The sequence below is a fragment of the Nonomuraea sp. 3N208 genome, assembly GCF_052245935.1.
Taxonomy (GTDB): Bacteria; Actinomycetota; Actinomycetes; order Streptosporangiales; family Streptosporangiaceae; genus Nonomuraea.
The window spans coordinates 211,000-223,741 of sequence record NZ_JBQQBR010000003.1 but is presented as its reverse complement, the minus strand read 5'-3'; the positions used below and the strand labels follow the sequence as shown (position 1 = coordinate 223,741).

12 protein-coding genes are annotated in these 12,742 nt (G+C 69.1%); 7 read left to right on the top strand and 5 right to left on the bottom strand.

Translation table 11 applies throughout. From position 1 onward, the window contains the following. Window positions 1–62 precede the first annotated feature (62 nt). Window positions 63–323: an HGxxPAAW family protein gene (locus ACTWPT_RS05505; protein ID WP_443176136.1), complete on the bottom strand. Its 261-nt coding sequence runs from the start codon at window positions 321–323 to the stop codon at window positions 63–65. Window positions 324–546: 223 nt separating this feature from the next. Between ACTWPT_RS05505 and secA the strand changes: the two genes are divergently transcribed. Further along, window positions 547–3,336, top strand: a complete 2,790-nt coding sequence (gene secA, locus ACTWPT_RS05500) for a preprotein translocase subunit SecA (RefSeq protein WP_443176135.1) — start codon at window positions 547–549, stop codon at window positions 3,334–3,336. A gap of 64 nt (window positions 3,337–3,400) precedes the next feature. Here the strand turns inward: secA and ACTWPT_RS05495 are convergent, their stop codons facing one another. The 4 genes from ACTWPT_RS05495 to ACTWPT_RS05480 form a co-directional block, all read right to left on the bottom strand. Continuing rightward, on the bottom strand, window positions 3,401–3,790 hold the full coding sequence (locus ACTWPT_RS05495) for an Rv3235 family protein (RefSeq protein WP_443176134.1): 390 nt from the start codon (window positions 3,788–3,790) through the stop codon (window positions 3,401–3,403). Between the two features lie 185 nt (window positions 3,791–3,975). Beyond that, window positions 3,976–5,328: a PTS transporter subunit EIIC gene (locus tag ACTWPT_RS05490; protein WP_443176133.1), complete on the bottom strand. Its 1,353-nt coding sequence runs from the start codon at window positions 5,326–5,328 to the stop codon at window positions 3,976–3,978. A gap of 81 nt (window positions 5,329–5,409) precedes the next feature. Further along, window positions 5,410–6,738: a PTS transporter subunit EIIC gene (locus ACTWPT_RS05485; protein ID WP_443176132.1), complete on the bottom strand. Its 1,329-nt coding sequence runs from the start codon at window positions 6,736–6,738 to the stop codon at window positions 5,410–5,412. Window positions 6,739–6,790: 52 nt separating this feature from the next. After that, window positions 6,791–7,531, bottom strand: a complete 741-nt coding sequence (locus ACTWPT_RS05480; RefSeq protein ID WP_443176131.1) for a GntR family transcriptional regulator — start codon at window positions 7,529–7,531, stop codon at window positions 6,791–6,793. Window positions 7,532–7,642: 111 nt separating this feature from the next. On the opposite strand from ACTWPT_RS05480, the gene ACTWPT_RS05475 reads away from it, so the two are divergent. From ACTWPT_RS05475 to nagZ, 6 genes are all read left to right on the top strand, one after another. Further along, window positions 7,643–8,677 carry an SIS domain-containing protein gene (locus tag ACTWPT_RS05475; RefSeq protein WP_443176130.1) on the top strand — a complete coding sequence of 345 codons (1,035 nt, stop codon included), beginning with the start codon at window positions 7,643–7,645 and terminating at the stop codon, window positions 8,675–8,677. Window positions 8,678–8,709: 32 nt separating this feature from the next. After that, window positions 8,710–8,946: a glucose PTS transporter subunit EIIB gene (locus ACTWPT_RS05470; protein ID WP_138671752.1), complete on the top strand. Its 237-nt coding sequence runs from the start codon at window positions 8,710–8,712 to the stop codon at window positions 8,944–8,946. A 9-nt stretch (window positions 8,947–8,955) separates the two neighbouring features. Further along, window positions 8,956–9,402 carry a PTS sugar transporter subunit IIA gene (locus ACTWPT_RS05465; RefSeq protein WP_443176129.1) on the top strand — a complete coding sequence of 149 codons (447 nt, stop codon included), beginning with the start codon at window positions 8,956–8,958 and terminating at the stop codon, window positions 9,400–9,402. 77 nt (window positions 9,403–9,479) lie between these two features. Then, window positions 9,480–9,743, top strand: a complete 264-nt coding sequence (locus ACTWPT_RS05460; protein WP_443176128.1) for an HPr family phosphocarrier protein — start codon at window positions 9,480–9,482, stop codon at window positions 9,741–9,743. Continuing rightward, window positions 9,740–11,425, top strand: coding sequence for a phosphoenolpyruvate--protein phosphotransferase (gene ptsP, locus ACTWPT_RS05455; protein WP_443176127.1), 1,686 nt, complete (start codon window positions 9,740–9,742; stop codon window positions 11,423–11,425). The genes ACTWPT_RS05460 and ptsP overlap by 4 nt, the downstream gene beginning before the upstream one ends. A gap of 20 nt (window positions 11,426–11,445) precedes the next feature. Then, window positions 11,446–12,735, top strand: coding sequence for a beta-N-acetylhexosaminidase (gene nagZ / locus ACTWPT_RS05450; protein ID WP_443176126.1), 1,290 nt, complete (start codon window positions 11,446–11,448; stop codon window positions 12,733–12,735). Window positions 12,736–12,742: the final 7 nt, after the last annotated feature.

The window sequence follows — 12,742 nt, the reverse complement described above, 5'->3', positions numbered from 1 at the left end:
CCGGGCGGGAAACGCAAAAGGCGGGCGCCCGAGGGGTCGAGTGCCCGCCTGTGAAGTGCGGTTCAGCGGTGATCTTCGGCGTGCATGCCCACACGAGGCGCGTCGATCACGACATCGGTGAAGATGTCGAAGACGAGAGCGAGGATGCCGCCCACGACGAAGACTCCGGCGCCGACCCAGATGAGCGTCCAACTGGTGGCGACCAGCCCGAAGCCGGCAACGGTGAATCCGACCAGCATGACCGTCACCGCCAGCCACGATGACGCGCGCCCGCCGTGGCTGCCGAGATTCTCCGTATGCTCCGACTTCTTCCCCTCAACCATGACAAATCCTTCCTTTGCCGGTTATGCCGCTATTGATGCGGGCCGGCGCTCAACCGGCATACCCTCTGCCTTGGCCCCATTCTCCCAGACGCGTAACGCGCCCTCGTCGGCACGGTGGCTGTGTCTGGTTGCGGAACCGCCTACGATGGCAACGGGGAAGTTTGTCTCGGCCTCTCCACCTGGCGACGCCGCCGGGGTAGACCTGCGAGGAGCTTTACATAAAGTGGCTGCCATTCTCGACAAGATCCTACGTGCCGGCGAAGGCAAGATCCTGCGCAAGCTCAAGCGGATCGCAGACCAGGTCAACTCCATCGAGGACGACTTCACGAGCCTGTCCGACGCGGAGTTGCGCGCGATGACGGACGAATTCAAGCAACGCTATGCGGATGGCGAAACGCTCGACGATCTGCTTCCCGAGGCGTTCGCGACCGTGCGCGAGGCGGCTCGCCGCGTGCTCGGCCAGCGGCCCTACGACGTGCAGATCATGGGCGGCGCCAACCTCCACATGGGCAACATCTCCGAGATGAAGACCGGTGAGGGCAAGACCCTGACCTGTACGTTGCCCTCCTATCTCAACGCGATCACCGGCAAGGGCGTCCACGTCGTCACGGTCAACGACTACCTGGCCAAGCGTGACGCCGAGACCATGGGCCGCATCCACCGCTTCCTGGGTCTCGAGGTCGGCTGCATCGTCTCCGGCCAGCAGCCCGACGATCGCCGCAAGCAATACCAGGCCGACATCACGTACGGCACGAACAACGAGTTCGGCTTCGACTACCTTCGCGACAACATGGCCTGGTCGCTCGACGAGTGCGCGCAGCGCGGCCACTTCTTCGCGATCGTCGACGAGGTGGACTCGATCCTGATCGACGAGGCCAGGACCCCGCTGATCATCTCGGGTCCCGGCGAGCAGTCCGGCAAGTGGTACCAGGAGTTCGCCAAGATCGTCCCCCGGCTCGTAAAGGGCAAGGAGGCGAAGAATCCGGGCGAGGAGAGCACCGGCGACTACATCGTCGACGAGAAGAAGCGCACGGTCGGCATCCTGGAGTCCGGCGTCGAGAAGGTCGAGGACTGGCTCGGCATCGACAACCTCTACAAGCCCGAGCACACCCACCTCGTCGGCTTCCTGAACAACGCGCTCAAGGCCAAGGAGCTGTTCAAGAAGGACAAGGACTACATCGTCGCCGACGGCGAGGTCCTGATCGTCGACGAGTTCACCGGCCGCATTCTGCACGGCCGCCGCTACAACGAGGGCATGCACCAGGCCATCGAGGCCAAAGAGGCCGTGAAGATCAAGGACGAGAACCAGACGCTCGCCACGGTCACCCTGCAAAACTACTTCCGCCTCTACGAGAAGCTGGCCGGCATGACCGGTACGGCCGCCACCGAGGCCAACGAGTTCCACCAGACCTACAAGCTGGGCGTCGTCCCCATCCCGACCAACCGGCCGATGATCCGCAAGGACCAGTCGGACGTGGTCTACAAGTCCGAGGACGCCAAGTTCAACGCGGTGGTCGAAGACATCAAGCTGCGTTACGAGGCCGGTCAGCCGGTGCTCGTGGGCACGACCTCGGTGGCGAAGTCCGAGCGGCTGTCCAAGGCGCTCAAGCGCCGCGGCGTGCCGCACGAGGTGCTCAACGCGAAGAACCACGCGCGTGAGGCGACGATCATCGCCGAGGCGGGCCGCAAGGGCGCCATCACGGTCGCCACCAACATGGCCGGTCGAGGCACCGACATCATGCTCGGCGGCAACTCCGAGTTCCGCGCCGACCTCGAGCTGCGCCAGCGCGGGCTCGACCCGGTCGAGACGCCGGAGGAGTACGAGAAGGCCTACCCGGAGGCGCTGGAGAAGGCCAGGGCCGCGGTCAAGGCCGAGCACGACGAGGTCGTCGAGCTGGGCGGCCTCTACGTCCTCGGCACCGAGCGCCACGAGTCGCGCCGCATCGACAACCAGCTGCGCGGCCGCTCCGGCCGTCAGGGCGACCCCGGCGAGTCGCGCTTCTACCTGTCGCTCGGCGACGACCTCATGCGCCTGTTCAACTCGGCCAAGGTCGAGATCATCATGACCCGGCTGCAGATCCCCGACGACCAGCCGATCGAGTCCGGCATCGTCTCCAAGGCCATCGCCTCCGCCCAGCACCAGGTCGAGCAGCAGAACTTCGAGATCCGCAAGGAAGTTCTGAAGTACGACGAGGTGATGAACCGCCAGCGCAAGGTCATCTACGCCGAGCGCCACCGCGTGCTTGAGGGCGCCGACCTGCACGAGCAGGTGCGGGGCTTCGTCGGCAACGTGATCGACGGCTACGTCCAGGGCGCCACGTCCGAGGGCTTCGCCGAGGAGTGGGACCTCGACAAGCTGTGGAAGGCCTTCGGGGAGCTCTACCCGGTCACGGTGCGGATCGACGACCTCGTCGAGGAGGCCGGCGGCCGCGAGGAGCTGACCGCCGAGCTCATCAGCGAGAAGATCAAGAAGGACGCGCTGGAGGCGTACGACCGGCGCGAGGCGGAGTTCGGCCCGGAGACCATGCGCGACATCGAGCGCCGGGTCATCCTGTCCGTCCTCGACCGCAAGTGGCGCGAGCACCTCTACGAGATGGACTACCTGCGCGAGGGCATCGGCATGCGGGCCTACGCGCAGAAGGATCCGCAGATCGAATACCAGCGCGAGGGCTACGAGATGTTCACCGCGATGCTCGAGGGCATCAAGGAGGACTCCGTGGGCTTCCTGTTCAACCTCGAGGTCGAGGTGCAGGAAAACCCGATCGTGGAGGAAGAGGACGCGGTCATCGCCGAGACCCGTTCGATCATCGCGCGCGGGCTGCGCGGGCCTGAGCGGCCGGCCGAGCTCGAATACACCGCGCCCGGCGAGCAGGGAGGGGTCGAGCACACCAAGGTGCGCACCACTCAGGCGGAGCGGGCCGCGTACGGCAACGTGGAGCGCAACGCGCCGTGCCCGTGCGGGTCCGGCAAGAAGTACAAGCGCTGCCACGGCGACCCGAAGCACGCGGCCTGATCATCCGGGCCAGTCGTCAGGACCCCCGCCTTCACCAGCCATGAAGGCGGGGGTCTTCGTTGTGCTACGCGGTCTCGAAATCGGTGCACAGCCAGTGGACGCCGCGGCGTTCCAGCCGTACGGCGAGGACGTGGTTGCGCTCGCCGCCGTGGACGAGCACGCACATCTCGACCGCGCCGTCCCTGGGTTCCTTCACGTGCATGCGCCCGGCGAACGGTGAGCGGCTCGTCTGGATCATCTGTCCTGCCTGGAGCAGCTCGCGGTAGGCCCGGGAGGTGAGCCGGTCGGCCAGAGTCTCGGGGGCACGCCGGCCCGCGAGCACCTCGGCCAGGGCCTGTCCGAAGTGGCGCAGCTTGCGCTCGTCCGGCGTGGCGCCCGGCGGTCCCCATATCAGGGGCTGGCTGTCCAGGGCCAGGGCTCCGTCGACCTGCGGGTTCTGTGGTGCTGCCGACACGCGTCCTCCAAATTCCTGGGCGGAAAGAATCGCCTATAGGAGTTTTCGGCTCGGCCGGGATATACGGGGGCCGCCAGCTTCCGTGGTTTTCGTGCCTTCCTGGTGCCCTTTTGTGCGTTCCGGCGAGGAACGTGATAGGCGAGTTGGGTCCCTTCACCGTGGTTATGGGCCGGGGTCGCCGGACGCTATGAGTCGCCCGTAACCTCGCGGCCGGGCGTGGGCAGGTTCAGCGCTCGGATGAGCACGGAAAAGATCACGTAGTAGATGATGAAGTAGGCGATCCCGAAGGCGATGATCAAGCCCAGACCGTGGGTGTTCGACTTGCTGGCGTTCAGCAGCAGGTCGATGGCGCCGCCCGAGAACGTGAAACCCAGGCGGGCGCCCAGCTCGGCCATCAGCGCCATCGACAGGCCCGTCAGTACGGCGTGCACGGCGAAGAGCACCGGCGCCACGAGGATGAAGGCGAATTCCAGCGGCTCGGTGATCCCGGTGATGAAGGCCGTCAGACCGGCCGACAACATGATGCCCCCGACCGGACGGCGGCGGTCGGGCAGGGCCGCCCGCCAGATGGCGATGGCCGCGCCCAGCAGGCCGAACATCATGACGGGGAAGAAACCGGTCATGAAGATGCCCGCGCCTTGTTCACCGGCGAAATAGCAGTTCAGGTCCCCGGCCGCGTCGCGGATCGCGCCGTTCACGCCCGCGTGGCACTCCGGGAGCGTGAACCAGACGATGGTGTTGAGGAAGTGGTGCAGACCCACGGGGATGAGCAGGCGGTTGGCGACGCCGTAGATACCGGTGCCGGCGGTGCCGTGGGCCGAGAGCCAGTCGCCTGCCGCGGTCAGCCAGTCGCCGACCGGGCGCCACAGCAGGCCGAAGAGCACGCCCAGGAGCAGGGCGGCGACGGCGGTGACGATGGGAACCGAGCGGCGGCCCCCGAAGAAGGCCAGCCACGACGGCAGTTTGACCCGGTAGAAGCGCCGCCACAGCAGGGCGGCCGTGATGCCGATGACGATGCCGCCCAGGACGCCGGTCGGGTTCTGGGCGCCCACGTTGAGCGTACGGGTGCCGTCCCGCAGGACGAGCAGCACCTTGTCGTACACGGCCCCTTCGCCCGCGTCGAGGAACAACGTCTTCGTGACGCGGTCGAAAACCAGGTAGCCGACGACGGCGGCGAGCGCGGTCGTGCCGTCGGACTTGCGAACAGCGCTTTTGGTCGAGCTTCGCCCGGTGTGCTTGGGCGGATGTCCTCGCTGCGTTGCGGATCCACCCAAGCCGATCGCCACGCCCACGGCGAACAGCAGCGGCAGATTCTCGAAGAGGGCGCCGCCGGCGGCCGCCATCACCTTCGCCACGGGAAGCAGCCAGGGGAGCACGCGGCCGAGGCCGTTCGCGCCGAGGAGGTCGTCCTGGCCGAAGCGGAAGAGCAGGCCGGCGGCGGGCAGTACGGCGATGGGCAACATGAGCGAGCGGCCGATGCGCTGCAGCACCGCAAAGGTCGCTGACCATGCTGATGACTGGGCCGAGCCCTCGCCCATCGCCGCACCCGCCCCCGCTCGATGATCCGTTCGCGGGGGACTGGTGGGTTCCTACCACCGGCGTCCGAGGGGAAAACCGTGCTATGGGGCGGCCCGGCTGGTCTCGCCCGAGTCGACGTCCGGCTCGGGCTCCCGGCCGGGGGTCATGATGTCGAGGCGGCGGATCAGGAACGTGAACACCACGTAGTAGACCGCGCCGTAGATCACGCCGAGCAGCAGGATGCCGGGCAGGTTCTCGGTGTTGGACTTGCTGGCGTTCAGCAACATGTCGAGCAGCCCGGCCGAGAACCCGAAGCCCAGTTGCCCGCCGATCAGCGTGGTCAGCGCCATGGCCAGCCCGGTCAGGACCGCGTGCACGGCGAACAGCAGCGGCGCCACGAAGATGAAGGCGAACTCGATCGGCTCGGTGATGCCCGTGACGAACGACGCCAGCGCCGCCGACAACATGATGCCGCCCACGGTGGCGCGCCGGTGCTTGGGCGCCGCTCGCCACATGGCAAGGGCGGCGGCAGGCAGGGCGAACATCATGATCGGGAAGAAACCGGCCATGAACTGGCCGGAGTGCGGCGCGCCGCCGAAGTAGCAGTTCCAGTCGCCGCCGAGTACGCGGCCGCCCACGTCGCACTGCGGGACGACGTACCAGACGACCGAGTTGACGAAGTGGTGCAGGCCGAGCGGGATGAGCAGGCGGTTGATCAGGCCGTAGATGCCGGTGCCGACGGGGCCGATCGCGGCCAGGGCCTCGCCCCCGTGCCGGATCCACTCGCCGATCACCGGCCAGAGCCAGCCGAAGAGCACGCCGATGACCAGGGCGACGATGGAGGTGATGATCGGCACGAACCGGCGCCCGCCGAAGAACGCCAGCCAGGACGGCAGCTTGATCCGGTGGAACCGCTGCCACAGAAGCGCGGCCACCAGGCCCATCACGATGCCGCCGAGCACCTTGGTGGGGTTCTGCATGCCGTAGTTGATGATCTCCACGACGCCCTGGTCCTGGACCTCCTTGATCGAGACGGTGTCCCGGATGCCGGAGCCGAAGAACATGACCTTGGTGACGCGGTCGAAGACCAGGTAGCCGACCACGGCGGCGAGCGCGGTGCTGCCGTCGGACTTGCGGGCGAAGCCGATCGCGACGCCCACGGCGAACAACAGGGGCAGGTTCTCGAACAACGCCGCGCCGGCCGCGGCCAGCACCTCGGCGACCTGGTTCATCCAGGCGAAGCCCGCGACGTCGGCCAGCCCACCCGGCTCGGCGCCGTTGGAGCCGAGCATGTCGGGCTGCCCGAAGCGCAGCAGCAGGGCGGCCGCGGGCAGGGCCGCGATGGGCAGCATCAGGGAGCGGCCCAGCCGCTGGAGCACGGTCATGACGCGCGAGAGCGGCGAGGGCCGGGCGGCGGCGGTCTCGTTCACCGGCGTTCCTCCGGGGGGTGGGAACCGGGGCGACCCCGGCAGGGTAAGGCCCTCAGCCCCGTCTTACGGGCATTTCCAGAATGGTGCGCAACTGATAGCGGTCGGCGCGATAGGTGGACACGCCCAGCTCCGCGCAGACGCCGCCGGCGAACGACCTGCGCTGCAGCAACAGCACGGCGCCGCCACGCGGCAGTTTCAGCAGGTCGGCGTCGCTCGGGTCGGCGATGCCGCCGTCGATGGTGAGCTCGCCGGCGTCCATGACCAGGCCGTAGCGGCTCTCCAGCAGCTCGTACAGCGACTTGTCCGACAGGTTGTGCTCGGCCAGGTCGGGGGCGAGTTTGACGGGGATGTGCGCCCGTTCGATGGACAGTGGCTCCCCGTCGGCCATACGGAGTCGCTCGATGAAGTGCACCTCCTCGCCCGGCTGGATCCCCAGCTCCTTGGCGAGGTGGGCGCTGGCGCGCACGATCCGCCTGTCGAGATCGCGCGATCCTGGAACCATCCCGCGGGCCCTCATGTCGTCGGTGAACGACGTCAGCTGCAGCGCCAGCTCGATCTTCGGCCGGGCCACGAACGTGCCCTTGCCCGGCACGCGGTGCAGACGGCCCTCGGACACGAGGTGGTCAACGGCCTGCCGCACGGTCATGCGCGACAGGCCGAAGCGCTGGCACAGCTCGCGCTCGGACGGGATGGCGGCGCCGATGCTCAGCTCGTCGCTGTCGATGAGGTCCAGCAGGATCTCGCGAAGCTGGAAATATTTGGGCACCGGGCTGTCCGGATCGATGTGCGCCACGGATCCTCCCCTCGTAACTTGGCCATAGGCTATGGTACGTACTGGTCTAGTCCGGACTAGACCACCATATGACATGAAAGACGGTCAAGTCCGAAGGGGAAAGAGCCCACGATGACCACGAAGATGCGCAGCGAGATCGCGGAGCAGCCGGCCGCGCTGCGGGCCACACTGGACTCGCTGCTCCCCAGGGTCGGCGAGGTGAGGGCGGTGGCCGAGCAGACTCGCCAGCTGCTGTTCATCGCGCGGGGCACCTCCGACAACGCAGCAGTGTACGGCCGCTACCTGGTCGAATCACACGCGGGCCGGTTGGCTGCGCTGGCCGCGCCGTCGATCGCGACCACGTACAAGCGCAAGCTGGACCTGGACGGCGTGCTGGCCGTGGCGATCTCGCAGTCCGGGCGGACCGAGGAGATCGTAGAGACGCTGGTCTGGGCCAAGGACTGCGGGGCCACGACGGTCGGCATCACCAACGGGGGCCCGGAGAGCCCGCTCGCGCAGGCCGCCGACGTGGCGCTGTGCACGGAGGCGGGGGAGGAGAAGGCGGTCCCCGCGACGAAGACGTACACGACGCAGCTGGCCGCGCTGGCCGTGCTCGCGCTGGGGCTAGGCGCCGATGTGGACGTGGCCGAGCTGCGGCGGGTGCCCGAGGCGGTGGAGAAGCTGATCGCCGAGCCGGGTGACGTGGCGGCCGTGGTCGAAGGGCTGCTGGACAAGCCGGGCGTGGTCGTCTCCGGGCGCGGGCTGGCGTTCTCCACGGCGCTGGAGACCGCGCTCAAGCTCAAGGAGGCCTGCTACCTGCACGCCATGGGCCTGTCGTACGCCGACCTGCTGCACGGCCCCATCGCCGTGGTCGACGCCGAGACCCCGGCGCTGCTGGTCGCCGCCGAGAACAGCCCGACGCTGTCCGGTACGGTCGCGCTGGCCGAGCGGGTGGTGGCCGCGGGGGCGGCGGCGTACACGATCGGGGGCGGGGAGGCGCTCGCCCGGGCGGGCACGGCCGCGCTCAACGGCCCCGACCTGCCCGAATGGGTGGCGCCGATGGGCCTGATCGTCCCTGGGCAGTTGCTCACCGAAGCCCTGGCCCGCCGGCTCGGCATCGACCCCGACGCGCCGCGCGGGTTGAACAAGGTCACCCAGACCGACTGATTTAGCCTGGTCACAAGAGCTAGGGAGGCCGGATGGCGGCGGATGTGAATGCGATCATCGCCGGGCTCGGTGGCGCCGACAACATCATCGACATCGAGCCCTGCATCACCCGCTTGCGTACGGAGGTCCACGACGCGTCCAAGGTCGACCAGGCCGCGCTCAAGGCGGCCGGCGCGCATGGCGTGATGGCCGCGGGGAATGTGGTCCAGGTCGTCGTCGGGCCGGAGGCGGACACGATCGCCAGCGACATCGAGGACATCATCGGCTGAGGCGAGACCATGACGACTGTTCTCGCCCCGGTTGAGGGGGCAGCTGTGGGGTTGGCCGCCGTGCCCGATCCGGTGTTCTCCGCGGGCATGGTGGGGCCGGGAACGGCGATCGATCCGCTGCGAGGGCCGGGCAAGGCCGTGGCCCCCATAGCGGGAAAAATCATGAAATTGCATCCGCATGCGTACGTCATCGTGGGGGACGACGGCAAAGGCGTGCTGGTACACCTGGGCATCGACACTGTCCAGCTCAAGGGCAAGGGGTTCCAGCTGCTGGCGGCGGAGGGTGACAGAGTGAGCGCTGGTCAGCCGGTCGTGGCGTGGGACCCGGCGGCGATCGAGGCGGGCGGTCGCTCGCCGGTGTGCCCGGTGGTCGCGCTCGACGCCCTGTCCGAGGCCGTGACCGGGGTCGCCGAGGGGGCCGTGCATGTGGGGGACGAGCTCTTCCGATGGGAATAAGTCCCGCGTTTTTCGACACAATATGCACGGCAGCATGCGCGTCCAGCTGGTCTGGACCGGCACAGAAGGAGGAGTAGATGGGTGAGCGCAAGGTCACCGTGGCGGCGGAGGTGGGGCTGCACGCCCGTCCCGCGGCGACGTTCGTGCAGCGGGCGATGAAGGCCCCGATGGACATCACGGTGGAGAAGATCAACAGCGCGAAGGCCCCCGTCAGCGGCAAGAGCATTCTGGCGATCATGGCGCTGGACGTCAGGCAGGGCGAGACCGTGGTGATCAGCGCGGAGGGCGAGGGCTCCGACGAGGTCCTCGACGAGCTGGCCGAGATCGCCGGTACGCCATGAATCTCCGGGGGGTGGGGGTCAGCCCGGGCATCGGGCACGGCCCCGCGTACGTGTTGACCGTCTCTGTGCCCGAACCCCCCGAGGGCGCCACGTACACGGGCGAGGCGGATCAGGAGAAGGAGCGTGCGATGGCCGCGCTCCGGCAGGTCGCGGGCGAGCTGGAGGCTCGCGGCAACCGGGCGGGCGGCGAGGCCGAGGAGATACTCAAGGCCCAGGCGCTGATGGCCGAGGACCCGGGTCTGGTCGTGAAGGTGCGTACCCTCATCGACCGGGGCCTGGCCGCCCCTAGGGCGGTTTTTGAGGCCTTTACCAAATATCGGGATGTGCTGGCCGGGTCCGGGGGCTACCTGGGCGAGCGGGCCGCCGATCTGAACGACATCAGGGACCGCGTGATCGCGCTGCTGTACGGGCAGGCGATGCCGGGGCTGCGGGGGGCGCCCGCCGAGCCGTACGTGCTGGTCGCCAGGGATCTTGCGCCGGCCGACACCGCGTTGCTGGCCAAGGGGCAGATCGCGGCGTTCGTCACCGAGGAAGGCGGCCCCACCAGCCACACCGCGATCCTGGCCAGGGCCATGGGCGTGCCCGCCGTCGTGGCCTGCCGGGGCGCGACGGCCATCGCGAACGGCGTCCGGGTGATGGCCGACGGCACCTCTGGCGACGTACGGGTGGAGCCGGAAGAGTCGGACGTCGCCGACGCGCTCAGCGCGGCCACGGCCAGGCGGGCGGCGTTGTCGTCGGCGCAGGGTCCTGGCAGGACCGCCGACGGGCACGCGGTTCCGCTGCTCGCGAACGTCGGCGGACCCTCCGAGCTGGAGGCGGCCGTGGCCGCGGGAGCCGAGGGGATCGGGCTCTACCGGACCGAGTTCCTCTTCCTCGACCGAGCCGAGCCGCCTTCACTGGAGGAACAGACGCGGGCCTACCGGGCGGCTGTCGAGGCGTTCCCCGGGGGAAAGGTGGTCGTGCGGACGCTGGACGGGGGTGCGGACAAGCCGCTGGCGTTCTTGCCTGCCGCGGCGTCGTCCTCGGCCTCGCTTGAGCCGAATCCGGTGCTCGGGGAGCGTGGGCTGCGTAGGCTCAGGAGATTTCCCGAGGTGATGGACGCGCAACTGGCCGCGCTGGCGGCCGTGGCGTCCGAGGATCTCCTGGTGATGGCGCCCATGGTGGCCACGGGGGAGGAGGCCGGGTGGTTCGCGCGGGCGTGCCGGGCCAGGGGGCTGGCGGGCGTCGGCGTGATGATCGAGATCCCGTCGGCCGCGCTGCGGGCCGGGGACTTGCTGGCGTCGGTGGACTTCGTCTCGATCGGCACCAACGACCTCGCCCAGTACGCCTTCGCCGCCGACCGCCAGCTCGGCGCCGTGAGCGCGCTGCACGATCCGTGGCAGCCCGCGCTGCTCGACCTGGTGGCCATGGCCGCGCATGCCGCGTCCGAGGTGGGCAAGCCGTGCGGGATCTGCGGGGAGTCGGCCGCCGATCCGGCCATGGCCTGCGTGCTGGTCGGGCTCGGTGCCTCGACGTTGTCGATGGGGGCCGGCGCGCTTGCCGCCGTACGCGCCGCGCTGGCCGCGCACACGCTCACGCAGTGCCGGCAGGCGGCCGACGCGGCGCGGACGCGTAGGACGGCGGCCGACGCCCGCGCTGCGGCCCGCGCCCACCTCCCCGCCCTCGGGCGGCTGGGGCTGTAAATCTGGATACCTTTGGAGGCATGCTTCGACGGATCGGGACGACGGGCCTGCTCGTGATCGCTCTCACCGCGTGCGCCGGCGGCGGCGGCTCGGCGGGCGCGACCCCGACGGGGGGCAAGGCCGCCCCGCCGGCCCCGACTTCGTCGGCTTCGTCGCGCCCGCAGCCCGATCCCGTCGCGCGCACGCTGGCCGGGCTCAGCGTGGAGGAGAAGGTCGGCCAGTTGTTCATGCCGGTCCTGTACGGAACCTCCGCCGACTCCTCCTCCGGCGAGAACCAGGCCAGGTACGCCGCACAGACCCCCGCCAAGGTGATCGCCAAATACCACTTGGGCGGCGTGATCCTGTTCCCGCACAACGTCAAGAGCACCGGCCAGGTGGTAGCCCTGACCAATGGCCTGCAGCGAGCCTCGAAGGAGGTCCCGCTGCTGATCGGCACCGACCAGGAGAACGGCCTGGTGTCCCGGATGTCCGCGCTCGTGACCGACTTCCCCGGTGCGTCAGTGATCGGCGCCACCAAGGACCCCGAGCTGTCGCAGGCCGTGGCGAAGGCGACCGGCGAGGAGCTGCGCGCCCTCGGCGTGAACCTCGACTTCGCGCCGGTGGCCGACGTCAACGTCAACCCGAAGAACCCGGTCATCGGCACGCGGGCCTTCGGCAACGACCCGCAGCGGGTGGCGAAGATGGTGGGGGCGGCGGTGAAAGGGTTCGCCGACGCGAGGGTGGCGGCCACCGCCAAGCACTTCCCCGGACACGGCGACACCGCCGTCGACAGCCACACCGGGCTGCCGGTGATCAAGCACACGAAGGCCGAGTGGGAGCGCATCGACGCGCCGCCGTTCAAGGCCGCGATCGACGCTGGGGTGGACGCCGTGATGAGTGCCCACATCGTCTTTCCCAAGCTTGACTCGTCGGGCGACCCGGCGACACTGTCCAAGCCCATCCTGACCGGGCTGCTCCGGGAGAAGCTCGGGTTTGACGGCGTGATCTCCACCGACGCGCTCAACATGGCCGGCGTGCGGCAGAAGTACAACGACGGCGAGATCGTCGTGCGCGCCGTGCTGGCCGGCGCCGACCTGCTGCTGATGCCCAACGACCTGCCCAAGGCCTACCAGGCGGTGCTGGCGGCGGTGAAGTCGGGCCGCATCAGCAAGGAGCGCCTCGACCAGTCGGTCACCCGGCTGCTCAAGCTCAAGCAGGCCAGGGGATTCCTGGAGAAGGCGCCCGTCGCGAGCGCGGAGGAAGCGGCCGGCGTGCTGCGCTCGCCGGAGCACCGCAAGCTGGCCGCGCGGGTGGAGAGCGCTGCCAGCTGAGCCGCGT